Annotated in this window: 25 protein-coding genes and 1 pseudogene; 15 read left to right on the forward strand and 11 right to left on the reverse strand. The window is 52.5% G+C overall.

Annotation, left to right across the window (positions count from 1 at the left end):
- Nucleotides 1-4: 4 nt before the first annotated feature.
- The 4 genes from hslU (at nucleotide 5) to G8S19_RS21360 (ending at nucleotide 3,843) form a co-directional block, all read left to right on the forward strand.
- Nucleotides 5-1,336 carry an HslU--HslV peptidase ATPase subunit gene (gene hslU / locus G8S19_RS21345; protein WP_003028803.1) on the forward strand — a complete coding sequence of 444 codons (1,332 nt, stop codon included), beginning with the start codon at nucleotides 5-7 and terminating at the stop codon, nucleotides 1,334-1,336.
- A gap of 67 nt (nucleotides 1,337-1,403) precedes the next feature.
- On the forward strand, nucleotides 1,404-2,333 hold the full coding sequence (menA, locus tag G8S19_RS21350) for a 1,4-dihydroxy-2-naphthoate polyprenyltransferase (RefSeq protein ID WP_048213993.1): 930 nt from the start codon (nucleotides 1,404-1,406) through the stop codon (nucleotides 2,331-2,333).
- A gap of 92 nt (nucleotides 2,334-2,425) precedes the next feature.
- Nucleotides 2,426-2,911 carry a ribonuclease E activity regulator RraA gene (rraA, locus tag G8S19_RS21355; RefSeq protein ID WP_008787034.1) on the forward strand — a complete coding sequence of 162 codons (486 nt, stop codon included), beginning with the start codon at nucleotides 2,426-2,428 and terminating at the stop codon, nucleotides 2,909-2,911.
- 188 nt (nucleotides 2,912-3,099) lie between these two features.
- Complete coding sequence (locus G8S19_RS21360; protein ID WP_199970752.1) at nucleotides 3,100-3,843, forward strand: SDR family NAD(P)-dependent oxidoreductase; 744 nt, start codon at nucleotides 3,100-3,102, stop codon at nucleotides 3,841-3,843.
- A gap of 202 nt (nucleotides 3,844-4,045) precedes the next feature.
- On the opposite strand, the gene zapB is transcribed toward G8S19_RS21360, so the two are convergent.
- Nucleotides 4,046-4,291, reverse strand: coding sequence for a septal ring assembly protein ZapB (gene zapB, locus G8S19_RS21365; protein ID WP_019077914.1), 246 nt, complete (start codon nucleotides 4,289-4,291; stop codon nucleotides 4,046-4,048).
- 426 nt (nucleotides 4,292-4,717) lie between these two features.
- On the opposite strand from zapB, the gene G8S19_RS21370 reads away from it, so the two are divergent.
- From G8S19_RS21370 to fpr, 4 genes are all read left to right on the forward strand, one after another.
- Nucleotides 4,718-5,563 (forward strand): MIP/aquaporin family protein, encoded by an 846-nt coding sequence (locus G8S19_RS21370; RefSeq protein ID WP_048213998.1) that lies wholly within the window; start codon nucleotides 4,718-4,720, stop codon nucleotides 5,561-5,563.
- 21 nt (nucleotides 5,564-5,584) lie between these two features.
- The gene (gene glpK, locus G8S19_RS21375; RefSeq protein ID WP_048213999.1) at nucleotides 5,585-7,093 is read left to right on the forward strand and encodes a glycerol kinase GlpK; all 1,509 of its coding nucleotides are present in this window, start codon (nucleotides 5,585-5,587) and stop codon (nucleotides 7,091-7,093) included.
- A gap of 135 nt (nucleotides 7,094-7,228) precedes the next feature.
- Nucleotides 7,229-8,239: a class II fructose-bisphosphatase gene (gene glpX / locus G8S19_RS21380; protein ID WP_061066970.1), complete on the forward strand. Its 1,011-nt coding sequence runs from the start codon at nucleotides 7,229-7,231 to the stop codon at nucleotides 8,237-8,239.
- Between the two features lie 95 nt (nucleotides 8,240-8,334).
- Nucleotides 8,335-9,081 carry a ferredoxin--NADP(+) reductase gene (fpr, locus tag G8S19_RS21385; protein WP_200045124.1) on the forward strand — a complete coding sequence of 249 codons (747 nt, stop codon included), beginning with the start codon at nucleotides 8,335-8,337 and terminating at the stop codon, nucleotides 9,079-9,081.
- A gap of 51 nt (nucleotides 9,082-9,132) precedes the next feature.
- Here the strand turns inward: fpr and G8S19_RS21390 are convergent, their stop codons facing one another.
- Complete coding sequence (locus tag G8S19_RS21390) at nucleotides 9,133-9,561, reverse strand: DUF805 domain-containing protein (protein WP_137364414.1); 429 nt, start codon at nucleotides 9,559-9,561, stop codon at nucleotides 9,133-9,135.
- Between the two features lie 100 nt (nucleotides 9,562-9,661).
- Between G8S19_RS21390 and G8S19_RS21395 the strand changes: the two genes are divergently transcribed.
- Both G8S19_RS21395 and tpiA read left to right on the forward strand, forming a co-directional pair.
- On the forward strand, nucleotides 9,662-10,258 hold the full coding sequence (locus G8S19_RS21395; protein WP_061066968.1) for a YiiQ family protein: 597 nt from the start codon (nucleotides 9,662-9,664) through the stop codon (nucleotides 10,256-10,258).
- A gap of 111 nt (nucleotides 10,259-10,369) precedes the next feature.
- On the forward strand, nucleotides 10,370-11,137 hold the full coding sequence (tpiA, locus tag G8S19_RS21400; protein ID WP_003028783.1) for a triose-phosphate isomerase: 768 nt from the start codon (nucleotides 10,370-10,372) through the stop codon (nucleotides 11,135-11,137).
- 41 nt (nucleotides 11,138-11,178) lie between these two features.
- On the opposite strand, the gene G8S19_RS21405 is transcribed toward tpiA, so the two are convergent.
- The 6 genes from G8S19_RS21405 to fieF all read right to left on the reverse strand — a co-directional run bounded on the left by G8S19_RS21405 (nucleotide 11,179) and on the right by fieF (nucleotide 18,239).
- Nucleotides 11,179-12,651 (reverse strand): DASS family sodium-coupled anion symporter, encoded by a 1,473-nt coding sequence (locus tag G8S19_RS21405; RefSeq protein WP_061066967.1) that lies wholly within the window; start codon nucleotides 12,649-12,651, stop codon nucleotides 11,179-11,181.
- Nucleotides 12,652-12,764: 113 nt separating this feature from the next.
- Complete coding sequence (locus G8S19_RS21410) at nucleotides 12,765-14,069, reverse strand: SLC13 family permease (protein WP_137364412.1); 1,305 nt, start codon at nucleotides 14,067-14,069, stop codon at nucleotides 12,765-12,767.
- A 73-nt stretch (nucleotides 14,070-14,142) separates the two neighbouring features.
- Nucleotides 14,143-14,892, reverse strand: coding sequence for a CDP-diacylglycerol diphosphatase (locus tag G8S19_RS21415; RefSeq protein ID WP_048214005.1), 750 nt, complete (start codon nucleotides 14,890-14,892; stop codon nucleotides 14,143-14,145).
- Nucleotides 14,893-14,996: 104 nt separating this feature from the next.
- Entirely contained in the window at nucleotides 14,997-15,986 is a 990-nt protein-coding gene (sbp, locus tag G8S19_RS21420) for a sulfate/thiosulfate ABC transporter substrate-binding protein Sbp (RefSeq protein ID WP_048214006.1), read from the reverse strand.
- Between the two features lie 203 nt (nucleotides 15,987-16,189).
- Nucleotides 16,190-17,152, reverse strand: coding sequence for a 6-phosphofructokinase (gene pfkA, locus G8S19_RS21425; protein ID WP_003028778.1), 963 nt, complete (start codon nucleotides 17,150-17,152; stop codon nucleotides 16,190-16,192).
- Between the two features lie 184 nt (nucleotides 17,153-17,336).
- Complete coding sequence (gene fieF, locus G8S19_RS21430; RefSeq protein WP_048214007.1) at nucleotides 17,337-18,239, reverse strand: CDF family cation-efflux transporter FieF; 903 nt, start codon at nucleotides 18,237-18,239, stop codon at nucleotides 17,337-17,339.
- Between the two features lie 326 nt (nucleotides 18,240-18,565).
- On the opposite strand from fieF, the pseudogene G8S19_RS22540 reads away from it, so the two are divergent.
- A pseudogene (locus G8S19_RS22540) lies at nucleotides 18,566-19,128 on the forward strand (type IV secretion protein Rhs).
- Nucleotides 19,125-19,484: a putative T6SS immunity periplasmic lipoprotein gene (locus tag G8S19_RS21435; protein ID WP_048214009.1), complete on the forward strand. Its 360-nt coding sequence runs from the start codon at nucleotides 19,125-19,127 to the stop codon at nucleotides 19,482-19,484. Before G8S19_RS22540 ends, G8S19_RS21435 begins: the two are co-directional and overlap by 4 nt.
- A 192-nt stretch (nucleotides 19,485-19,676) precedes the next feature.
- On the opposite strand, the gene cpxP is transcribed toward G8S19_RS21435, so the two are convergent.
- Entirely contained in the window at nucleotides 19,677-20,177 is a 501-nt protein-coding gene (gene cpxP, locus G8S19_RS21440; protein WP_005121753.1) for a cell-envelope stress modulator CpxP, read from the reverse strand.
- Between the two features lie 150 nt (nucleotides 20,178-20,327).
- On the opposite strand from cpxP, the gene cpxR reads away from it, so the two are divergent.
- Together cpxR and cpxA are read left to right on the forward strand one after the other, a co-directional pair.
- Complete coding sequence (gene cpxR / locus G8S19_RS21445; RefSeq protein ID WP_048214010.1) at nucleotides 20,328-21,026, forward strand: envelope stress response regulator transcription factor CpxR; 699 nt, start codon at nucleotides 20,328-20,330, stop codon at nucleotides 21,024-21,026.
- On the forward strand, nucleotides 21,023-22,396 hold the full coding sequence (cpxA, locus tag G8S19_RS21450) for an envelope stress sensor histidine kinase CpxA (protein ID WP_003840485.1): 1,374 nt from the start codon (nucleotides 21,023-21,025) through the stop codon (nucleotides 22,394-22,396). The genes cpxR and cpxA overlap by 4 nt, the downstream gene beginning before the upstream one ends.
- Nucleotides 22,397-22,457: 61 nt before the next feature.
- Here the strand turns inward: cpxA and yiiM are convergent, their stop codons facing one another.
- On the reverse strand, nucleotides 22,458-23,132 hold the full coding sequence (gene yiiM, locus G8S19_RS21455; RefSeq protein ID WP_048214011.1) for a 6-hydroxyaminopurine reductase: 675 nt from the start codon (nucleotides 23,130-23,132) through the stop codon (nucleotides 22,458-22,460).
- A gap of 152 nt (nucleotides 23,133-23,284) precedes the next feature.
- On the opposite strand from yiiM, the gene G8S19_RS21460 reads away from it, so the two are divergent.
- Complete coding sequence (locus G8S19_RS21460) at nucleotides 23,285-24,181, forward strand: dihydrodipicolinate synthase family protein (protein WP_048214012.1); 897 nt, start codon at nucleotides 23,285-23,287, stop codon at nucleotides 24,179-24,181.
- A gap of 42 nt (nucleotides 24,182-24,223) precedes the next feature.
- Here G8S19_RS21460 and kdgT read toward each other — a convergent pair whose 3' ends face one another.
- The gene (gene kdgT, locus G8S19_RS21465; RefSeq protein WP_048214013.1) at nucleotides 24,224-25,207 is read right to left on the reverse strand and encodes a 2-keto-3-deoxygluconate transporter; all 984 of its coding nucleotides are present in this window, start codon (nucleotides 25,205-25,207) and stop codon (nucleotides 24,224-24,226) included.
- Nucleotides 25,208-25,364 lie beyond the last annotated feature (157 nt).

Genomic DNA, 25,364 nt, shown 5'->3' on the forward strand with positions numbered 1-25,364 from the left:
CCCCATGTCTGAAATGACCCCACGCGAAATTGTCAGCGAACTGAACAAACACATCATCGGCCAGGATAACGCTAAGCGTTCCGTGGCGATTGCCCTGCGTAACCGCTGGCGCCGCATGCAGCTCAACGAAGAACTGCGCCATGAAGTCACACCGAAAAACATTCTGATGATTGGCCCGACCGGCGTCGGTAAAACCGAAATCGCCCGTCGCCTGGCAAAACTGGCCAACGCGCCGTTCATCAAAGTTGAAGCAACGAAATTCACCGAAGTCGGCTATGTAGGTAAAGAAGTTGACTCGATCATCCGCGATCTGACCGATGCTGCCATTAAGATGGTTCGCGTTCAGGCAATCGAGAAAAACCGCTTCCGCGCAGAAGAAATGGCGGAAGAGCGCATTCTCGACGTGCTGATCCCACCGGCTAAAAATAACTGGGGACAGTCAGAGCAACCGCAGGAACCTTCTGCAGCGCGTCAGGCGTTCCGTAAAAAACTGCGTGAAGGCCAGCTGGATGATAAAGAGATCGAAATCGATCTCGCGGCCGCACCGATGGGCGTTGAAATTATGGCGCCTCCGGGAATGGAAGAGATGACCAGCCAGCTGCAGTCCATGTTCCAGAACCTGGGCGGTCAGAAGCAAAAACCGCGTAAGCTGAAAATCAAAGACGCAATGAAGCTGCTGATTGAAGAAGAAGCGGCCAAACTGGTCAATCCGGAAGAGCTGAAACAGGAAGCTATCGACGCCGTTGAACAGCACGGGATCGTGTTTATCGACGAAATCGACAAAATCTGTAAGCGCGGCGAATCCTCCGGTCCGGATGTTTCCCGTGAAGGCGTACAGCGCGACCTGCTGCCGCTGGTTGAAGGCTGCACCGTCTCTACCAAACACGGTATGGTGAAAACCGATCACATCCTGTTTATCGCCTCTGGCGCATTCCAGGTGGCGAAACCGTCCGACCTGATCCCGGAACTGCAGGGTCGTCTGCCGATTCGTGTTGAACTTCAGGCGCTGACCACCAGCGATTTTGAGCGTATCCTTACCGAACCGAATGCCTCCATCACCGTGCAGTACAAAGCGCTGATGGCGACTGAAGGTGTGGACATCAACTTCACCGAATCGGGTATTAAACGCATTGCCGAAGCGGCCTGGCAGGTTAACGAAACCACCGAAAACATCGGTGCGCGTCGCCTGCATACCGTTCTTGAACGTCTGATGGAAGATATTTCCTATGATGCGAGCGATTTGAACGGTCAAAGCATCACAATTGATGCCGAATATGTGAGCAAACATCTGGATGCGCTGGTCGCAGATGAAGATCTGAGCCGTTTTATCCTATAATCGCGTTCAATGCATTTTCATCACTGTTGATGGGGCTGATAAAGCCCCATTTTTATTGGCGCTAAATATGACTGAACAACAACAAATTAGCCGCTCACAAGCCTGGCTGGAAAGTTTACGACCTAAGACCTTACCGCTCGCCTTCGCGGCGATCATCGTCGGTACGGCATTAGCATGGTGGCAAGGGTTCTTTGATCCGCTGGTCGCTCTGCTGGCATTGATTACTGCAGGACTTCTGCAAATCCTGTCCAATCTCGCGAACGACTATGGCGATGCCGTCAAAGGCAGCGACAAGCCCGACCGCATCGGACCGCTGCGTGGCATGCAAAAAGGCGTTATTACCCAGCAGGAGATGAAGCGTGCGCTGATTGTCACCGTGGTCTTAATCTGCCTGTCCGGTCTGGCGCTGGTGGCGGTGGCCTGTCACACGCTGGCGGATTTTGTCGGCTTCCTGATTCTCGGCGGCCTGTCGATTATCGCCGCGATCACTTACACCGTAGGCAATCGCCCTTACGGCTACATCGGCCTCGGTGATATTTCCGTGCTGGTGTTCTTCGGCTGGCTGAGCGTGATGGGAAGCTGGTATCTGCAGGCGCATACGTTGATTCCGGCGCTCATTCTGCCTGCTACCGCCTGCGGCCTGCTGGCAACAGCCGTGCTCAACGTCAACAATCTGCGCGATATCAACAGCGACAGAGAGAACGGCAAGAATACGCTGGTGGTGCGTTTAGGCGCCGTCAATGCCCGCCGCTACCACGCCTGCCTGCTGATGGGGACACTAGTCTGCCTGGCGCTGTTTAACCTGTTTTCGCTGCAAAGCCTGTGGGGATGGCTGTTTATCCTCGCCGCTCCGCTGCTGATTAAACAGGCGCGGTACGTGATGCGTGAGATGGATCCTGCGGCAATGCGCCCGATGCTGGAACGCACCGTAAAAGCGGCATTGTTAACTAACCTGCTGTTTGTCGTTGGAATTTTCTTAAGTCAGTGGTCTCTTTAACTGACAAATATCAATTAACAATTGATGATTTTGCCAACAGTACACATAGCGCGATATACTAAAAATTCTCGCAGCAACTGAACGTTGAGCCTATGAAATACGATACATCCGAGCTTTGTGACATCTATCAGGAAGATGTCAACGTCGTGGAACCACTGTTCTCTAACTTTGGAGGACGGTCGTCGTTTGGCGGACAAATCATCACGGTAAAATGTTTCGAGGACAACGGGTTGCTGTACGATCTGCTCGAACAAAACGGCCGTGGTCGCATTCTGCTGGTCGATGGCGGCGGTTCTGTCCGTCGTGCGCTGGTCGATGCCGAACTGGCTCGACTGGCCGTACAGAATGAATGGGAAGGTCTGGTCATCTACGGCTCAGTCCGTCAGGTAGACGATCTGGAAGAACTGGATATCGGCATTCAGGCGATTGCCGCCATTCCGGTAGGTGCTTCAGGAGAAGGTATCGGGGAAAGCGATGTGCGCGTCAACTTTGGCGGCGTAACGTTCTTCTCTGGCGACCACCTGTACGCCGACAACACCGGGATAATCCTCTCCGAAGACCCGCTCGATATCGAGTAAAGAAAACACCGCAATTTGGTGTGATGCCAGTCGGTTAAACAACTGACTGGCTTTTTTTCGCTTCTGGAAATCTCCAGAGCCTCTTTTTGCCACTTTCCCCTTTCGATTCCCCTATCCTGCGCATTGACGAAGAAAAAACTCTCTCTATACCTAATGATGAATCTCATCACTCTCATCACGAGGTCATCATGCATATCGATCTGACAGGTAAAAAAGCGCTGGTCACCGGAGCCAGTCGTGGATTAGGGCGCGCCATTGCACTGTCGCTGGCGAAAGCCGGTGCTGATGTTGTTATAACCTATGAAAAATCTGCGGAGAAAGCCCAGGCCGTTGCCGATGAAATTACAGCGCTTGGCCGCCATGGTGAGGCCATTCAGGCAAACAGTGCAGACGCTCAGGCGATTCAGAACGCCGTACACCGCACGGTACAGTCACTCGGAGGACTGGATATTCTGGTCAACAACGCAGGGATCGCACGCGGCGGCCCGCTGGAGTCGCTGTCACTGGAGGACATCGACGCATTGATTAACGTGAACATCCGTGGCGTGGTAGTTGCCATACAGGCCGCGCTGCCGCATCTCCCTGAAGGTGGGCGAATCATCAATATTGGCAGTTGTCTTGCCAACCGCGTCGCCCAGCCGGGGATTGCCGTCTACGCGATGACTAAATCAGCGCTCAACTCGCTAACCCGTGGCCTGGCTCGTGATCTCGGCCCACGGGGTATTACCGTTAATCTTGTCCATCCCGGCCCAACTGACAGTGATATGAACCCGGCAGATGGCGAGCAGGCAGAATCCCAACGGCAGCTTATTGCGACAGGGCATTATGGAACACCGGAGGATGTTGCAGCGGCGGTGACGTTTCTGGCAAGCCCAGCGGCTGGGCAGATTTCCGGCATCGGTCTGGACGTAGATGGGGGGTTGAATGCCTGAAATTAACGTTGTGTTGCGGTAAAACGATTGTATTGCCGGATGACGGCTTACGCCTTATCCGGCCTACACAGGAACGATTACGCAATAGATTTCGTGTTGTAGCAAGGCGGCAAACGAAGGTATCCCCAGGAGCGTAGTAAACTACGTGACTGGGGTAACTGAGCGCAGCCAACGCAGCTACGGCACGAAAGATGAAGCGTAATTAGACTTCTTCCATACGACCTAAAAGGGCATGCAGACGATCCTGCCAGCCATTCTGCTGTTCTTTCAGGTTGTTGTTCTCACGCTCCAGCTCTTCACGCTGCTGCTGTGCAGACTGAACTTCCTGCGACAGTGAGTTGTTCTTTTCTTTCAGCTCTTCGATTTCCATCTGCAACAGCGTGATGGTATCAATCGCCTGCTGTACTTTTGCTTCCAGTTTCTCAAACACTTCTAATGACATCGTCATACCTCTCCTGAATTGCAAGGCGTTGATGGATAAAAATCCTCGTCCCGATAACCGGCGACGCCTTAATAAAAACGAGCGCACACTACTTAACACCGATTGTATGAAGCCGCGCCATCCCTGTCCAGCGGCATCCCGCGCAGATTGCGGTTTGCAACACTTTTAATCTTTGTCCTGGTGACACAACTGTCATAACTCTTAAGTGTTAACAGGATGATCGGTGAAATGATTCAGCTCACACTATTTTTGTATAACAAATACCGCGCAATGGCGCGAAAACGCTCATTTTGTTGATGGAGTACACACATTTTAATTTCGATATTTCTCGTTTTTGAGCGTTAACGATAAATTAACAGTGTGCCTACCGGCTCCGGGGATGTCAGTGACCTTCTCGCATACAATAAACATTAAACTCTTCAGGATCCGATTATGAGTCAAACATCAACCTTGAAAGGCCAGTGCATTGCTGAATTCCTCGGTACCGGGTTGTTGATTTTCTTCGGTGTGGGTTGTGTCGCTGCACTCAAAGTGGCCGGGGCTACTTTTGGTCAGTGGGAAATCAGTATCATCTGGGGTCTGGGGGTAGCCATGGCTATCTATCTGACCGCAGGCGTTTCTGGCGCACACCTGAATCCAGCAGTCACAATCGCACTATGGCTGTTTGCGTGTTTTGACAAACGCAAAGTCGTTCCTTTTATTATTTCGCAAATTGCCGGCGCCTTTTGCGCAGCGGCACTGGTTTACGGGCTTTATTACAATCTTTTCATCGATTTCGAACAAACGAACCATATCGTGCGCGGTAGTGTAGAAAGCCTCAATCTGGCAGGTACTTTCTCCACCTATCCAAACCCGCATATCAATTTTGTGCAGGCCTTCGCGGTTGAAATGGTCATTACCGCTATTCTAATGGGGCTGATTCTGGCGCTGACCGATGATGGTAATGGTGTACCGCGTGGTCCACTGGCACCGCTGCTGATCGGCTTACTGATTGCCGTTATTGGTGCATCCATGGGCCCACTGACCGGTTTTGCGATGAACCCGGCACGTGACTTCGGACCGAAACTCTTCGCCTGGATGGCCGGATGGGGTGAGATTGCCTTCACGGGTGGTCGTGATATCCCTTACTTCCTGGTTCCGGTGTTTGGCCCAATTACCGGCGCGATTTTGGGCGCATGGGCATATCGCAAACTGATTGGTCGCCATTTACCGTGCGATGTCTGCGCGATTGAAGAAAAAGACGCGGCGGCTAACACTCAACAAAAAGCTTCGCTGTAATGTGACTACGGGACAAAAATTATGACTGAAAAAAAATATATCGTTGCGCTCGACCAGGGCACCACCAGCTCCCGCGCGGTCGTAATGGACCACGATGCGAATATCGTTGCCGTTTCACAGCGCGAATTCGAGCAAATCTACCCGAAAGCAGGTTGGGTAGAACACGACCCAATGGAAATTTGGGCAACCCAAAGCTCTACGCTGGTTGAAGTTCTGGCGAAAGCCGATATCAGTTCCGATGAAATTGCAGCGATCGGTATTACCAACCAGCGTGAGACCACCATCGTCTGGGAGCGTGAGACCGGTAAACCAATCTATAACGCTATTGTGTGGCAGTGTCGTCGTACCGCAGATATCTGCGAAAAGCTCAAGCGCGATGGCATGGAAGAATACATCCGTAACAACACCGGCCTGGTGATTGACCCGTACTTCTCCGGTACCAAGGTGAAGTGGATCCTCGACCACGTAGAAGGCTCGCGTGAGCGCGCTCGTCGTGGCGAACTGCTGTTCGGTACCGTTGACACCTGGCTTATCTGGAAAATGACGCAGGGACGCGTACACGTCACGGATTACACCAACGCCTCGCGTACCATGCTGTTCAACATCCACTCCCTGGACTGGGATGACACGATGCTGGATGCGCTGGACATTCCGCGTGCCATGCTGCCAGAAGTGCGTCGTTCTTCTGAAGTCTATGGCCAGACCAACATCGGTGGTAAAGGCGGCACACGTATTCCTATCTCCGGTATCGCGGGTGACCAGCAGGCTGCACTATTCGGTCAGCTGTGCGTGAAAGAAGGGATGGCGAAGAACACCTACGGTACTGGCTGCTTCATGCTGATGAATACTGGCGAGAAAGCCGTTAAGTCAGAAAATGGACTTCTGACCACTATCGCCTGCGGACCGACCGGGGAAGTGAACTACGCGCTGGAAGGTGCCGTGTTCATGGCGGGTGCATCCATCCAGTGGCTGCGTGATGAAATGAAACTCATCAGCGATGCTTTCGACTCAGAGTACTTCGCCACCAAAGTGAAGGACACCAACGGCGTATATGTTGTTCCGGCATTTACTGGCCTGGGTGCACCGTACTGGGACCCGTATGCACGTGGCGCCATCTTCGGCCTGACCCGTGGCGTAAACTCCAACCACATCATCCGCGCAACGCTTGAGTCTATCGCTTATCAGACGCGTGATGTTCTGGAAGCGATGCAGGCGGACTCAGGTATTCGTTTACACGCCCTGCGCGTCGATGGCGGTGCGGTCGCCAACAACTTCCTGATGCAGTTCCAGTCTGACATTCTGGGTACCCGCGTAGAGCGTCCGGAAGTCCGCGAAGTCACCGCATTGGGTGCAGCATATCTGGCCGGTCTGGCTGTCGGCTTCTGGCAGAATCTGGATGAGCTGCAGGAAAAAGCGGTCATTGAGCGTGAGTTCCGCCCTGGCATCGAAACCACCGAACGTAACTTCCGTTACAGCGGCTGGAAAAAAGCGGTCAAACGCGCTCTGGCGTGGGAAGATCACGACGAGTAATACGTCATTGCCGGATGGCAACTTTGGCTTATCCGGCAATCTCTTCGTGCGGGGGCAACCCCGCACACACATCAATAATCTCGTCCCCTCCCCTGTGCTACACTTCGCGCCATTCCTTTCAGCTACGAGTTTGCAATGAGACGAGAACTTGCCATTGAATTTTCACGCGTGACCGAAGCGGCCGCGCTGGCTGGCTATAAATGGCTGGGCCGCGGCGATAAAAATACCGCTGACGGCGCGGCGGTGAACGCCATGCGTATTATGCTCAACCAGGTCAACATCGACGGCACCATCGTGATTGGCGAGGGTGAGATTGATGAAGCGCCGATGCTGTTTATCGGTGAAAAAGTCGGGACCGGTCTTGGTGATGCGGTCGACATCGCCGTCGATCCTATCGAAGGCACACGCATGACGGCCATGGGTCAGGCAAACGCGCTGGCCGTACTGGCCGTTGGCGATAAAGGCTGCTTCCTGAACGCGCCGGATATGTACATGGAAAAGCTGATTGTCGGCCCAGGCGCAAAAGGGTCCATCGACCTGAACCTGTCGCTGGAAGCCAACTTGCGTAACATTGCTACCGCGCTCAACAAACCGCTCAGCGAACTGACCGTTACCATCCTGGCAAAACCACGCCATGACGAGGTTATTGCCGGGATGACAAAACTGGGCGTACGCGTCTTCGCCATTCCTGACGGCGACGTGGCGGCCTCGATTCTGACCTGCATGCCAGACAGCGAAGTTGACGTGCTGTACGGCATTGGTGGCGCGCCGGAAGGTGTCGTCTCTGCCGCCGTTATCCGCGCTCTGGATGGCGACATGCAAGGCCGCCTGCTGGCTCGCCATGACGTCAAAGGCGACAGCGAAGAGAACCGTCGTATCGGCGAACAGGAGCTGGCTCGCTGCGCCGCGATGGGTATTGAGGCAGGTAAAGCGCTGCGTCTGGATGAAATGGCCCGCAGCGACAACGTTATTTTCTCCGCGACCGGGATCACCAAAGGCGATCTGCTGGAAGGGATTAGCCGCAAAGGTAATATTGCCACCACCGAAACACTGCTGATCCGCGGCAAATCACGTACGATCCGTCGCATTCAGTCGATTCACTACCTCGATCGCAAAGATCCGGATGTACAGACGCATATCCTGTAATTGATTTGATCAATAGAGCCTTCCAGCCCATCTGGGCTGGAAATCTTTCGTGCAACGAACGAAGATAAGGCAATCACAGCAGACAGGAGAAAACCATGGCAGATTGGGTAACAGGCAAAGTCACGAAGGTACAGAACTGGACCGATGCCTTATTTAGTTTGACCGTGCGAGCTCCGGTTCTTCCCTTCACCGCAGGTCAGTTTACCAAGCTCGGCCTCGAAATCGACGGCGAGCGCGTCCAGCGCGCCTATTCTTACGTGAATGCGCCTGATAACCCCGATTTAGAGTTCTATCTGGTGACGGTTCCTGACGGAAAACTCAGCCCCCGTCTGGCCGCACTGAAACCTGGCGACGAAGTCCAGGTGGTGAGTGAAGCCGCCGGTTTCTTCGTGCTGGATGAAGTCCCCGATTGTGACACGCTATGGATGCTGGCAACCGGTACCGCTATCGGCCCATATTTATCGATTCTGCAGTTGGGCAAAGATCTGGACCGTTTTAAGAATCTGGTGCTGGTCCATGCCGCCCGCTATGCCGCCGATTTAAGCTATCTGCCGTTAATGCAGGACCTGGAAAAACGCTACGAAGGTAAATTACGTATCCAGACGGTTGTGAGCCGTGAAACCGCCGCAGGTTCATTAACCGGGCGAGTTCCGGCGTTGATTGAGAGCGGTGAGCTAGAAAAAGCAGTCGGGTTGCCAATGGAAAAAGAAACCAGCCATGTGATGCTATGCGGAAACCCGCAAATGGTACGCGACACGCAGCAGTTGCTGAAAGAGACCCGGCAAATGACCAAACACCTGCGCCGTCGACCGGGCCATATGACCGCAGAGCACTACTGGTAAGAACGTTTCAATGCCCGGTAAACACCCGGGCATTTTGCCGGATGGCGCGGCCTACGAGTCAGCTCTGTACTTTACGTCCTGCGTATCCTTACCATATTTATTTGCGTCCTGGGTGCCAATGAACGCCCCCAGATCGATAAGCATACCAACCAGAATCAACGTTGGAACAAAGCGGCCTACCGCCCATTGCCAGACGCCGGGTAATATCGCCCAATTTCCGGCCAGCAGCATCCACGCCAGAATCATCAACAGCGCCCACGCTCCGGAGCGCCCCCGGTCATGCAGACGTTTTACTGTGACTGCAGCCGTCGGCCACAGCAGACAAACCAGACAAAATGCCGCCGTCTGGATATCGAGCAATTGTTTACTCGCCAGCGAGAACAGAACCAGCATCCCGACTATCCACAAGCCTATCCAAATCCAGAAATCACGGCGTCCAAGACGCCCTTTAAATGAGAATAACCACTGCTGTATGGTCATGTAAGTTCCTTTATTATTACCTTCCAGAACAGTTTACCCTTTTGACAAGCCCGACGGTTACCGTTTTAATCGTGAGCAGTGAGAATGAAAGGTACGATTGATGAAGCAAGGATTTACACTGTTTTTATTATTGTTTTCAGCCATGTCCGTGAATACAGCGGCGCTGGCGGAAGAGCCATCGACGGCAACCACGGCCCCCTATTTACTGGCGGGTGCGCCGACCTTTGACCTGTCGATTAGCCAGTTTCGCGAAAACTTTAATACGCAGAATCCGAAGCTTATTCTGAATGAGTTCCGTGCCATCGACAGCAGCCGCGATCGGGCAAATCTCACCCGCGCGGCCAGTAAAATTAATGAAAACCTGTATGCGTCCTCCGCCCTTGAGCGCGGCACCTTAAAAATCAAAAGTATGCAGATAACCTGGCTGCCGATTCAGGGGCCAGAACAAAAGGCGGCCAAAGCGAAAGCGCTGGAATACATGACCGCCGTCATTCGCACCGTCGCGCCGCTGTTGACGAAAGAACAGAGTCAGAAAAAGCTGCAAAAACTGCTCGCTGCCGGCAAAGGTAAGCACTATTACGCCGAAACGGAAGGCGCAATCCGCTATGTTGTTGCAGATAACGGCGAAAAGGGGCTGACCTTCGCTGTTGAACCGATTAAGCTGGCACTATCAGAAAGTCTTGAGAAGGCGAATTGATGACAAAAAGCAAAGCCTTTCCGCAGATGAATCTCTATACTGTTTCACAGACCATGCTGCCCTGACGGGCGGCCATCTTCCTTAATTCGCTGACAAGCGTGGAGAAATGAAATGCGACATCCTTTAGTGATGGGTAACTGGAAACTGAACGGCAGCCGCCACATGGTAAACGAACTGGTTGCTAACCTGCGTAAAGAACTGGCTGGCGTTGCTGGCTGTGCAGTAGCAATCGCTCCGCCGGAAATGTATATCGACCTGGCGAAACACGCCGCTGCCGGTAGCCACATCATTCTGGGCGCGCAGAACGTTGACCTGAACCTGTCTGGCGCATTCACCGGTGAAACTTCTGCTGAAATGCTGAAAGATATCGGCGCGCAGTACATCATTATCGGTCACTCTGAGCGTCGTACTTACCACAAAGAATCTGACGAGCTGATCGCGAAGAAATTCGCTGTGCTGAAAGAACAGGGTCTGACCCCGGTTCTGTGCATCGGTGAAACCGAAGCGGAAAACGAAGCGGGCAAAACTGAAGAAGTTTGTGCACGTCAGATCGACGCAGTGCTGAAAACTCAGGGCGCAGCAGCATTCGAAGGCGTGGTTATCGCTTACGAACCTGTATGGGCTATCGGTACCGGTAAATCTGCAACGCCTGCTCAGGCTCAGGCAGTCCACAAATTCATCCGTGACCACATTGCTAAAGCTGATGCGAAAATCGCTGAGCAAGTTATCATCCAGTACGGCGGTTCTGTAAACGCAGCAAACGCCGCAGAACTGTTCGCTCAGCCGGACATCGACGGTGCGCTGGTTGGCGGTGCTTCTCTGAAAGCAGACGCCTTCGCAGTCATCGTTAAAGCAGCAGAAGCCGCTAAACAGGCCTAAGTTGTTAAAAGGGGAGCATCGCTCCCCTTCTTATACCCGCTTTACCAGTATCCCAGCCAGTGCCACCAGAAGGCCCCCGTGACACCCCAGATGGTCAGGTTGACCACACTCATCACCAGCCCCGTTTTCCACCACTCCGCCAGCGTGACATAGCCCGAACCAAAGATAATAGGCGCAGTACCCGTGCCATAGTGCGTGAGTGACATCATCAAGGAGGAGGAGAAGCCCAGCATCAGACCGAGCAGCGCCGGTGGAGCACCGAGGCCTAATCCGGCAGCAAAGAAAGCCGCGAACATGGCCGTGATATGTGCAGTGGTACTGGCGAAAAAGTAGTGTGAATAGACATAAAGCAGGATCAGCAGCAGCGTGGCGATACTCCAGTGCACGCCGAGATGGTCAATTGCGCTACCAACACTCGTCGCCAGCCACCCCACCAGACCCAGTTTGCTCAGGAAATCCGCCATCATAACCAGTGCGGCAAACCAGACTATCGTATCCCATGCACCGCGGCATTTAAGGATATCGTCCCAACTCAATACCCCTGTCACTAACAGAACAGACAAGCCAATGAGCGCCGCGCTGGTGGGGTTAACGGCCCAGGTACTGCCCATCAGCATGGCAGGAACACCTGCCCACAGGCAGAGCAGCAAAGCGAAAACCGCGAGGGTGATTTTTTCAGCCAGCGACAACGGACCGAGTGCCCCCAGCTTTTCCCGGGCAAACTCTGGCGCATTCGGCGTGCGTGTAATAGCGGGCGGATAGAGCCACCAGATGACAATAGGCATCACGACCAGTGAGACAACGGCAGGAAGAAGCGCCGCAATCGCCCACATTCCCCAGGTCATATTCAGCACCCCATCCGTCCCTTTGGTCAAGAAACTCACAATAAGCGGGTTTGGCGCGGTAGCGGTAATAAACATTGCCGAACTGATCGGGTTAATGTTGTAGTTCACCAGAGCCAGATAACGACCTGTAGCACCGTTCTCTTTGTCACCGGGTTGAGAACCCAGACTTTCCGCAATCGCCCGCATCACTGGGTGAATAATACCGCCGCCGCGTGCGGTATTGCTTGGCGTAACGGGTGCGATCAGCGTTTCTGCCAGCGTTAGCGCCCACGCGATACCCAACGTTCTTTTGCCAAACAAAGCAATAAACCCATAGCCGATACGCGCGCCCAGCCCCGTTTTCAACAGGCTTTGCGACAACATAATCGAGATGCCGATCAGCCAGATAAGCTGGTTGGAGAAACCACTTAACGCATCGCTCAGCGCCGCGGTGGGTTTACCGGGATGCGTCACGCCGGTCATGGCTACCAGCATAATTGCCACAATCGCAATCGCGCCGATAGGCATCGCTTTACCAATAATTGCCGCGATAGTACCGATAAATAACGCCAGCAGATGCCACGCCTCGGGGGTGACATCTGCTGGACATGGGATAACAAACCAGATGGTCAGCGTAATAACAATCGAGATGATGGCAGGCCAACAGCGGATGGGGGTCAATCTGTCCATGAATCAATCCTTGAGTTTCCAGCACGCAATTATGCGCTCAGGTATTAACCAATATCGGTGCGCATAATACAATTCACCCACTCACAAAACAAAAAATTAACATTCTGATGCAACTATAATTTCCCCAACACGCTAAACCACAGATAATCCAGCGGCAGCAGTATCAGATACGTTGCCGCCGCCAGCGCGATACACAGCAGCATTCCAGCTCTTGCCGGTACTTTTCCTAACGCCATTGCCACCACAATCGGTGATGCCTGATACGGCAATAGCGGTGTGGAATAACCCAGTACCTGAATCATAATCACCGAGAGTAGCGGGAAACCGGTCGCATCTGAAAAGCTTTGTGCCAGTGTGGTATACAGTGCTGGAACGCCGTTCGCCGTCATGATGAAATTGAGCGCGGTGGTAATGCCGGTCAATGCAAGGAAGCTGGTAAACGGTTTGTCCGCATCCAGCGGCATCACCTGTAACAGCGCCTCGCCTACCGCGCTACCGATACCGGTCTGTGTCACGGTGATGGCCAGCCCCAGAATACCCGCCACGTAAATGCAGGTACGGATATTCACCCCACTGGAAAATTCTTCGCCATTAATAAATCCTACGCGCGGCAACAGCGTAATCACCGCCGCCACCAGCCCGGTCCACGCGGGGCCAATGCCGTGCCAGCTTTCGCTTACCCAAAGAAGCAACACCACCGCTAACATCCAGGCCAGACGTTTTTCATCTCCGCTCATCGGTTCCGACGGCGTGAGATCGCGCGGCGCATGGGGCTTGCCAGGGAACAGCCAGCAGATAAGCACGATGAGAACCGCGCCTTTAAGCCAACCCAGAACCGGCGTATGCAGCAGCAAATAGGGAAGATAATTCAAGTGGATGCCGTAAGAGCCTTCCGCAGCGCCACTCATCACCAGGTTTGGTACGTTAGCAGGTAAGATCGTGGCGGAAAGCTGGAACGTCCCAAACCCAACGGCCAGCGCCAGACCATACCAGGCGCGCGTGCCGTCGTTAATTCCAGCCCGTTTCGCCATCGCCGCCACAATCGGCATCAGCAGCGCAATACGTCCCATGTTGGACGGCATGACGAACGCCAGCGCGTAACTCAATAGCACTACGCTTGCGACCATTAATGGCCAGGAGTCTGTCAGCCTTGACGACAATGCCCTCGCCGCCCGGTCCGCCAGCCCCGTTTTACGAATCGCGATACCCAGCACAAAACCACTGAAAACCAGCCAGAACGCCGATGAGGCAAAGCCACCAAAGATGACATCCGGTGGCGCGATTTTGGCCACCATCGCCACGGCAAAGAACAGCAGCGCCGTGATAAACTCCGGCAGCAGCGACGTAGCCCAGAGCAGAATGGTGATGCCAACCACCAGAGAGGGGATAAACAGAGGGTGTGTAAGCCAGAGCGACATGCCTGTCTCCTGTTGTTTTTTTCAACAAGAATACGGGGACAGGCATGCGGAGTAAACGCCAGATTAGGTGGGGTTAACGCAGAATATCACATTGATGATCCTGAATTTCCTCAGCGGAGGCGAGATTGAGCGCCAGCAGATTGCGCTGGGTCGCCAGCAGAACAAAGGATTCGTCGCTTTGACGCACCATTGCCAGGGCGTAGCGGCCCATATGCTCGCGAGCATCCGGCACCTCCTCTGCCAGCATCATAAACGGGCTGCGTTGCGCCAGTTCATTTTCCGTGACGCGGCGCGCCAGATATTCATGCCCGCGTAATCCGCCGGGCAATGGCAACCAGCGAGTGCTGATTTCCGCTATATTATCATCCAGTTGCGTTCTGACGTCGGTTCGCAGACAGGAGATATGAATATGCAAATGATTTTGCGTACGTCCGCTACGCGAGTTAATGGTCAGCGAGACCGCTTTGTCAGGGATTTCGTGCCCGTATTTTTGGCTCATAAAGCTGCGCGCCTGCCAGGCCAACCAGAAAAAGTTCGGCGTGCCTGATTTCAACAGCAGTGGGCTTTCCGTACCATTGATACGGTAAGTGGGCATCAACAGATATTGCAGCGGACCGTTTCGGTCTTTGAATACCACATATCCGGCATCGGGTTTAACTTCAGTACACGGCGCGGGATCGTGCTGCTGCAATTGATGTGGCAGGCATTGTTCAAGGACTATCTGGCGTAACGCGTCCGGGTTACCGCTAAATTTCCAGTACCCAACGCCCGCAGCGGCGGCAACCACCATAACCGCCAGTAAAAGATAACCTGCTTTTTTCATTACGCGTTCCCTGTATCCCATTGAGGCGCAAGAGTAACGCAAAACGATGACAAATAAAAAACCCGGTCGCGCTAAGCCACCGGGTCGGTAAATCACAGACTTATTTAGCGTTTGCTGATCTGGTCGAACGTACCGCCGTTAGAAAAGTGCTCTTTCTGCGCTTTCGTCCAGCCGCCAAACTCTTCGTCGATGGTGAACAGCTTCAGCTTCGGAAATGCATTTTCGTATTTCTTCGCGACGTCTGCATCACGTGGACGATAGTAGTTTTTCGCTGCAATTTCCTGACCTTCCGGAGAGTAGAGATACTTCAGATAAGCCTCTGCCACCGCTTTGGTGTCTTTCTTTTCCACCACTTTATCGACGACGGAAACGGTCGGCTCCGCGAGAATAGATTCACTCGGCGTCACTATCTCGAATTTATCTTTACCCAGTTCGTTCGTTGCCAGCAGCGCTTCGTTTTCCCAGGCGATCAGCACATCACCGATACCGCGTTCTACGAAGGTATTGGTTGAACCACGCGCACCGGAATCCAGCACTTCAACGTTTTTAAACAGTGCTTTGACGAAGTCCTGCGCTTTGGCCTGATCGTTGTTGTTGTGGTGCAGGGCATAGCCCCATGCCGCCAGATAGTTCCAGCGTGCGCCGCCTGAGCTTTTCGGGTTTGGTGTAATCACTGACACGCCCGGTTTGATCAAATCGTTCCAGTCATGAATTTGTTTGGGGTTGCCTTTGCGGACCAGGAACACAATGGTGGAGGTGTAAGGCGCGGAGTTGTCCGGCAGGCGCGTAATCCAGTTTTTATCGATACGGCCACGTTCAGCAATGGCATCCACGTCGTATGCCAGTGCCAGCGTCACGACATCGGCTTCAATGCCGTTGATGACGGAAGTCGCCTGTTTACCCGAACCACCATGCGACTGGCGGATCACGACGTTGTCGCCCGTTTCCTGCTTCCAGTGCGCGCTGAAGGCTTTATTGTACTGCTCGTACAGTTCACGCGTTGGATCATACGATACGTTAAGTAACTGAATATCCTTTGCCAGTACGCTGGTCGATGCCAGCAATAATGTTAACCCTACGCCCCATTTGTTCATCGCCCAGCTCTCTTATGTGATGTTGTGATGAGCAAAGCGTGCCAGAAAGGCATCCAAACATTAAAGAATAAAAAAAGATTTGCTATAACTCTGGGGAATAAATGAGGAAGGTTGTACCGGATGACGGCTTACGCCTTATCCGGCCTACAAGAGTACACGTTGTAGGCCCGGTAAGCGAAGCGCCACCGGGCAACCAAAAACAATCAGTACAGTTTTTTCGCGCAGTCCAGCCAGTCACCTTTGAACGGACGCTTCATGTTTTCGATAGCGTCGATGATGTCGTGGTGAACCAGTTGCTCGTTCTGAATACCGACACAGCGACCGCCATGACCTGCCAGCAGCAGTTCAATAGCATATGCGCCCATACGGGACGCCAGAATACGATCGTAAGGAACCGGAGAACCACCACGCTGGATATGACCCAGTACAGTAGAACGCGTTTCACGGCCCGTTTCTTTCTCAATGTAATGTGCCAGTTCATCAACATCACACATGTGCTCAGTGATCGCGACGATTGCGTGTTTTTTGCCCTTCGCGATACCGGCTTTGATTTCAGCAACCAGATCATCACGGCTAAATTCAACTTCCGGAACCACGACAAATTCACAGCCACCGGCAATTGCTGCAGCCAGGGTCAGGTCGCCGCAGTAACGCCCCATCACTTCAACGATGGAGATACGCTGGTGAGAAGAAGAAGTATCACGCAGACGGTCAATCGCTTCGACGACGGTACCCAATGCGGTGAAGTAACCGATGGTGTAATCAGTACCTTTAATATCGTTGTCGATAGTGCCCGGCAAGCCGATGCACGGGAAGCCCATTTCAGTCAGGCGTTTTGCACCCATGTAAGAACCGTCACCACCAATAACAACTAATGCATCGATGCCACGTTTCTTCAGATTTTCGATAGCCACTGCACGCACATTTTCGTCGCGGAATTCCGGGAAGCGAGCAGAACCGAGGAAAGTACCACCACGGTTGATCATGTCGGACACGCTGTAGCGGTCAAGCTGGACCATACGGTCTTCATACAAACCCAGGTAGCCATCATGGATCCCCATGACTTCCAGTCCTTCCGTTAACGCTGCACGTACAACACCACGGATTGCTGCGTTCATGCCCGGCGCATCACCGCCGCTTGTCAACACACCGATTTTCTTAATCATGACTACCTCTGAACTTTGGAATGCAAAATGAAATCTGCTGCCGGAAGTCGATTCCGCATATCGAAACGATCCAACGAATATGCAGATAGTATAACAATCACTTCCTGCTGAATTGATTCAGGTCAGGCCAAATGGTGGTAATTTATACACAAAATGCTGGCCCGGCTCACTTTTTTACAACGAATTATGAAAGCTCAAACATCTTGCCTTCCTTGGGTACGACTGAACAGGGATCCTGGTGAATAATCACATCCGATCCCGGGAAACGCCGTAAAATTGCCTGCTCCACCTGCTCAGCCACTAAATGCGCCTGAACGAGCGGCAGATTATCTTCCATTTCCAAATGAATCTGAATAAAGCGGGTCGGCCCTGACTGCCGCGTGCGAAGATCGTGAGCGCCGCTGACACCGGGCCATGACGTCACTATATCAATAATTTCCTGACGTTCCTCATCGGGTAAGGCGCGATCCAACAAGGATTGCACTGCCTCATACCCCATGCGTAATGCACTATATAAAATATAGATGCCAATCCCGAGCGCAAACAAGGCATCCGCACGATGCCAACCGTACCAGGCCAGTCCAAGCGCCACGAGAATCGCACCGTTCATCATAACATCAGACTGATAATGAAGCATATCTGCCCGTACAGCCTGACTTTGCGTACGTTTCACCACCCAGCGCTGAAACGTGACCAGAATGATTGTACACACTAACGCAATGATGGTGACCACCACCCCAACGCCAGGATCTTTCATCGGCGTCGGTTGGATGAGATGCTGAATCCCGGTCAGGAATAAAAACAGCGCCGAACCGGAAATAAACATGCTTTGCGCCAGCGCCGCCAGCGATTCCGCTTTTCCGTGTCCGAACGTATGTTCATCATCGGCCGGTTGCAACGAATAGCGCACCACCAACAGGTTGGTTAACGACGCCGCGATGTCCACCAGAGAATCCACCAGTGCAGCCAGAATACTGACCGATCCGGTGTACCACCACGCAAAAATTTTGATCAAAAGTAACAGCGATGCCATCACGGTAGCCGCGATTGCCGCCCGGCTAACCAGCCGCCCATAGGTTTGATTCATAAACACTCCTGCCAGGATATGCCGCTAGTATAACGGATGAAGTAAAACAGTCAGGCAATAACCGAGTGACAAATTTGGGGCCCCCACACATCATGTGAAGGAAGACAGGGATGGAATGTTGTAGCAATACATAACACACTTAAATTAAAAATTTATTCTAATAAAAAATCTACATTACGGCCTATCTTACAGCCGGATCAGCATGACCCATACGTCACCTGAATACGTTTTATTCTGAATTTTTAAGACCTCTCTATAACTCTTCCAATGCTGATTTACTTTAGGTGTACGATAAACACTCAATCAACATATCTTGAGGGATTAAGATGGCGTATTACCCTAATTCTATTGACTGGAAACCGATCCAGGAAGGAGGTCTGCGTAGGCTAAGGCTTGGCGAGATAAATCTTGCAAACTCGCTCTTTGGCTTCAGCGTTCTTTACCATCAAGTTTGAGTTCATCTGGAAAGTTATCTTCCTTTTGATAGTCAAAACCCCGGCCAGGCGATGACGCCTAACGGCGAAATGTGGTTTAGAAAAATAAAATATGAAGATGATTTCTCAATGCCAACAAAACAGCCAACTCCAAATGCCCAGCATCTTTTTTTACATGAAATGATGCATGTTTGGCAGCACCAATATGGAATGTGGGTGCGAACACGCGGAGCGTTCTCATGGGCAGCTGATTATACATACAGCCTAAATGAGAAAACTTACTTGATTACGGACTGGAGCAGCAAGCATCCTTAGTCAGCGATTACTGGTTGTTAAAGCATTATGGGTTTGATGGGCATAGCGATCTGTATGTTTACCGTGATTATGACCCAGAGGAACCGGTGCTGGAGTTAATTCAGAAATATGAAAAGGTACTAGGGGACTTTCCGATATGAAGAAATCGATCATTTTTCTCCCTTTGCTTTTATTTCTTGCCGGGTGCCCTGGGAAAGATAGAGAGGGTGCAGAGTCCGGCGAAAGACGGGCGATCTACGTAGACGGGAATCGTGTTTGCTTTACCACTGATAAAAACGATGTGTTAAACCGCTATATTCTGTCAACTAATGGTAGAGAAAATAAAAAATTATTAGTCGGCGATTTTAAGCATCTCACCTACCCAAGAACCTGCTTTACGGTAAATTTAGAAAAAGGGTTAGTGTATGGTGCAAGCTACACCTTAAATGGAAAAAATCACTACTACACCTTTATCATTACCAATGATGGTACTGTGTTGGATTTAGGAAAAAGCTGAGCATTATTATCAGATTACACGGCTCTACATAAATGCAGTCAGTCACACATAACAAAAACGTTTATAAGCTCCAAATATCTTCTGTAATTGGCTGCTTATCTTTGGTAATTCGCTGTAATTTTGGGCAAAAAAAACCCCCACATCATGTGGGGGAAGACAGGGATGGTGTCTATGGCAAGGAAAACAGGGTTACTACTGGGAACGTGAGTTGCTACTACTCAATAAATTTAACGATGAGCTTTGTTTCCAGTGCGCTACGTCGCGCAGTTGCTCCATTCGTTGTTCATGTTTCTCATTTAAAACCGCTTGCTGCTCGGGCGTTAACAGGCGATACATCTGGTTGCGGACCCTGGCTATTTCAACCTGGCGGGCAACCTGTTCTTGTGCCATTTTTTCTGCCTGAGCGCGCACAGCGCTTTCATCAAATTTCTCTGCGGTGACAAGACGATGCATTGTCTCCATTTCGCTAACATTAACAGGAGGCTGTTCGTGTCTTGCCTGCTGCATTAAATCTCGCATCTGTTGACGTTGATGTTCGGTTAAACTGATACCGTCAAACATGTGGCTCTGTACGCTGCGCTGCGAGGAGCCTTCACCCAGGTGCCAGTGATCGCCTGTGACGACTTCAGCTGCATGGCTCAAAGTACTGAGTGCCAGCGTTGAGGCCATGACGGCAGCGGTAACTTTGCCCATCACTTGCTCCCAAAATCTTTTCTGTCGCGATTCAACGAGAGACAGTTTACGATTCGGGCTGCAAACATGCGTCAGGGGGTGTAAAACAACGTAAAGTCATAGATTAGCGACGCCTGATGACGTAATTTCTGCCTCGGAGGTACGTAAACAATGAATAAAATCCTGTTAGTTGATGATGACCGAGAGCTGACTTCCCTGTTAAAGGAGTTGCTCGAAATGGAAGGTTTCGATGTGCTGGTTGCCCATGATGGGGAGCAGGCACTTGAGCTTCTGGATGACAGCATCGATTTACTTTTGCTCGACGTCATGATGCCGAAGAAAAACGGCATCGATACACTGAAAGCGCTTCGCCAGACACACCAGACGCCCGTAATCATGCTGACCGCTCGCGGCAGCGAATTGGATCGCGTACTCGGCCTTGAGCTGGGCGCGGACGACTATTTACCCAAACCGTTTAATGACCGCGAACTGGTCGCGCGTATCCGCGCTATTCTGCGCCGCTCTCACTGGAGCGAACAACAGCAGACCAGCGATAATGGCTCGCCGACGCTGGAAGTGGATGCGTTAAGTCTGAATCCGGGTCGCCAGGAAGCCAGTTTTGATGGGCAAACCCTGGAGTTAACCGGCACCGAATTCACCCTGCTTTATTTACTGGCACAGCATCTCGGCCAGGTAGTTTCTCGTGAACACCTGAGTCAGGAAGTGCTGGGCAAACGCCTGACGCCGTTTGACCGCGCGATCGACATGCACATCTCGAACCTGCGCCGTAAGCTGCCAGAGCGGAAAGACGGGCACCCCTGGTTTAAAACCCTGCGTGGTCGCGGCTACCTGATGGTCTCCGCTTCATGATAGGAAGCTTAACCGCACGCATCTTTGCCATCTTCTGGTTAACGCTGGCGCTGGTGTTGATGTTGGTACTGATGCTGCCCAAGCTCGACTCACGCCAGATGACCGAGCTACTGGACAGCGAGCAGCGCCAGGGGTTGATGATCGAGCAACACGTTGAAGCTGAGCTGGCGAACGACCCACCCAACGATCTGATGTGGTGGCGTCGCCTGTTCCGTGCTATCGACAAGTGGGCGCCGCCAGGACAGCGGTTATTGCTTGTCACTACAGAAGGACGTGTGATCGGCGCAGAACGCAACGAAATGCAGATCATTCGTAACTTTATTGGTCAGGCTGATAACGCTGACCATCCGCAGAAGAAAAAATACGGTCGCGTTGAGATGGTCGGGCCTTTCTCCGTCAGAGACGGGGAAGATAACTACCAGCTGTATCTCATTCGACCAGCCAGCAGTTCACAGTCTGATTTCATCAACCTGTTGTTTGACCGGCCACTGTTGCTGCTGATCGTCACCATGCTCGTCAGCTCACCGCTGCTGCTTTGGCTGGCATGGAGCCTGGCGAAACCGGCGCGTAAGTTGAAAAACGCGGCGGATGAGGTGGCACAGGGTAACCTGCGTCAGCATCCGGAACTGGAAGCCGGCCCGCAGGAATTTCTGGCGGCAGGTGCCAGTTTTAACCAGATGGTGACCGCGCTGGAACGCATGATGACCACGCAGCAACGCCTGCTGTCGGACATCTCTCACGAGTTGAGAACGCCACTAACACGTTTGCAATTGGGGACTGCGCTGCTGCGCCGTCGTAGCGGTGAGAGCAAAGAGCTGGAGCGCATTGAAACAGAAGCGCACCGGCTGGACAGCATGATCAACGACCTGCTGGTGATGTCACGTAATCAGCAGAAAAACGCGCTGGTCAGTGAAACCGTGAAAGCTAATCAGCTGTGGGGCGAAGTGCTGGATAACGCCGCCTTTGAAGCCGAGCAGATGGGTAAATCACTCACGGTGAATTTCCCGCCGGGTCCGTGGCCGCTGTACGGTAACCCAAATGCACTGGAAAGTGCGCTGGAAAACATTGTGCGCAATGCCCTGCGCTATTCACACACGAAGATCGAAGTGGGCTTCGCGGTGGATATCGACGGGATTACCATCACCGTGGACGACGACGGCCCAGGCGTAAGCCCTGAAGACAGAGAACAGATTTTCCGTCCGTTCTATCGTACCGATGAGGCGCGCGATCGCGAGTCTGGCGGAACAGGTCTGGGTCTGGCGATTGTTGAAACCGCAATCCAGCAGCATCGTGGCTGGGTGAAGGCCGAAGACAGCCCGCTGGGTGGTTTACGGCTGGTAATTTGGTTACCGTTGTATAAGCGTTCCTGAGTCTCTCTGTGTTGCCGGATGGCGGCGTAATGCCTCATCCGGCCTCCACGGACAGGGGGAATTATTTCCCCCACAAACGGCGGGAATTGTCCTCGATCTTGCCGCTTAAACGGCGTTTTTGCATCGTTCTGGTCCAGCTTTTCGATAGCCCTGCAGCCGACAGTAAACGGTGATATTGCGAATCATCAAACGGCATATGCCAGGCAATAGCAATCGCCTCCCGCAGACTGACATCGCTCACGCGCGATGCCAGTACCAGCGGCGCATCCGCCGACACCATGCCCGGCGCGATAACACTGTACAGCCAGCCTATCTTCCCCGAGGCCTGCATCTGACTTGCCATATCGCTAATGCCAAAATGGAAATTCAGCTTAAAACACGGTGAACGTGGCTGCGTGACCTGAATCAACGCCTCGCCCCACTGGAAAATATCGCCGATATAGACATTCTCTTCTGTCAGCCCAAGCGTTGAGAGGTTCTCCCCAAAGGCGGGGGCGACAAATAACTCCGCCTGTTCAGGGAATTCTTGTATCCAGTGCTGATAGTGTTCACGCGGATAGTGGCACAACGCGCGATCCGGCCCGCCGTGAATTTTAGTCTCCGCCTGTTCATCGCCCGTGAGCCCCAGATCGGTCAGCATCAACTCGCCATCAACCTGAACTTTAGCAATCGCGCTGGGACGGCTTCCCGTGTAGTCCCGAATCTTGCCTGTAAAAACATCGACCGGATATCGCATCTGTTCCCTCTCCCGATAAATTTCTCCCATTACACCACATTTATTTTACCCCAGTCGCTCAAAATGAGAGCACGGTTCACATGAAAGTTAGGGACACATGCTATCAATGTAAGCTGGTTTTGAAACATCATTTCAAATAAGGAGTCGACAACGTGACTGGTCAATCGCAATTTGCTGGCGTCTGGTGTCCTTCCATTACGCCAATGGACAATGACGGCAAGATCGATCTTAACGGTCTGAGCCAGCATCTTAAACGCCTTACCGAGGCCAACATCGACGTGATTTTGTTGATGGGCAGCATCGGGGAATTTGCCTCCTTTACGCTCGAGGAAAGGCTGTTGCTGATCCGTGAAGCCCGTGCCATGAGCTCGCTGAAGATGGTCGCCAACGTCTCATCCACTTGCCAGAACGATGTGCTGTTGATGGCACAGGAAGCGTATCGCGCCGGTTACGATGCCGTGATGATCCTACCACCTTACTATTACGGGCAAACGGCGAAACAGCTCCTGAGCTACTTCCGTCAATTGGGGCAGAAACTCAGCGGCAAATGGTTTGCCTATAACTTCCCGGCGCGAACCGGTTGCGACTTAACGCCTGAACTGGTTGCCACCCTTGCCTCTGAGTTCCCCAACTTCGCAGGCATCAAAGATACCGTCGACTGCCAGTCCCACACCCGCAGCATGATCCAGACCACCCGCGCCGTACGCGAAGATTTTGCCGTGCTATCCGGCTATGACGAATACTATATTCCTAACCTGCTGGCAGGCGGCGCAGGGATTATTTCAGGATTAAACAACGTCATGCCGGAGCTGTTTGTCAGCGCACGAGAAGCCTTCAAGCAGGGGGATCTGGCTGCACTTCGCGATATTCAGGACCAGATTGGCACCTACATGTCCATCTACGCCATCGGTGAGGATTTCGTCACCACCATCAAAACCGTGGTATCGCGTAAGTTTGGCTATTGCACCGGGGTTTCACGTAATGCAGGCGGGGAGCTGAATGAAAGTGAGTGTCGAACAATTGATGAGGTGTTTGTAATCAAGGGTTAAAACGGTTAAGCCGGATGGTGCAAACCATCCGGCTTAATCACGTTACTTCACCGCGTTGCGTATATCGATTGCCGCCGCTCTGGCTTTGGCTCTTTTCGACCAGATGGAGGTGATAATCGGCACGAGGATGGAGGTTACAATCACTGACGTCGCCACCAGAGAGGTTGCCGCCGGCGCCATGGGTTTGAACGCCGGAACCATTTCCGCAATCAGCACCGGCGTGGCAACGGCCGCGCCAGCAGAACTGGACGCCGCAATTCCCGCCGTACCATCGCCGCCGCCAATCAGTTTATCGGCAATAATCAGCGGGATACCGGTGATTATAATCACCGCCACGCCCAGCAGAATACCCAGTACGCCGGTCTGTGCAATCACGCTCAAATCAATGGTGTTACCTAATGCGAAGGCGAAGAAAGGGATCAGCGTCTGCACGGCCTTACTGAAGAATTCCCGCAGCTCAGGATCCAGATTACCCAGCGCAAAACCAATCAGGAACGGCAATACCGCCCCTACAAATACATGCGGTTCAAACGAAGCAATCCCGGCGGTTCCCAGAATCACCATGGTCATCAACGGGCCAGACTCCAGCGACATCAGGACAAACGCCCCAGCCTCTTCTTTGGTGCCGTACTGCTGCATAATCGAGGCATACAGCCCGCCGTTAGTCATATCCATTGCGGCCACCAGCGCCAGCGTGGACAACCCGGCAAAGAACCCCACTTCCACGCCATGTTCAGGAAGAATGCGCGATGCAATCGCCGCTACCACCCATGCGACCAGGATCTTGGTTATCACTAACGTGCCGGATTTACGCAGTACGGTTCCGGTAGCGCTCAGCTTAATCGATGCCCCCATGCAAAAGAACCAGACTGCCAGAATCGGCACCGTACCGGTGATCATACCGTTGGTAAATGAGCCGAAGTATTTCCCGGCGCCGGGGGAAAAGGTATGACACAACGCGCCCAGAAACAGCGGCACCAACATCATACCGCCTGGGATTTTCTCTATCGTACGTTTGATCTGCATTTCCATCACCTGTAGACATAAAAATGGGGCAATTTTTATGGGCGACTGCATCTTGCTTTTGAGATGCGCCCGTCTTGATGAAAAGAAGATAGACATTCGCAGAAACTATAAAAGTGATCCCACTCGCATAATAAAACCTTGTTTCAATTTAAATGGA

It is taken from the genome of Citrobacter sp. SX206 (assembly GCF_024181025.1).
Taxonomy (GTDB): domain Bacteria; phylum Pseudomonadota; class Gammaproteobacteria; order Enterobacterales; family Enterobacteriaceae; genus Citrobacter; species Citrobacter youngae.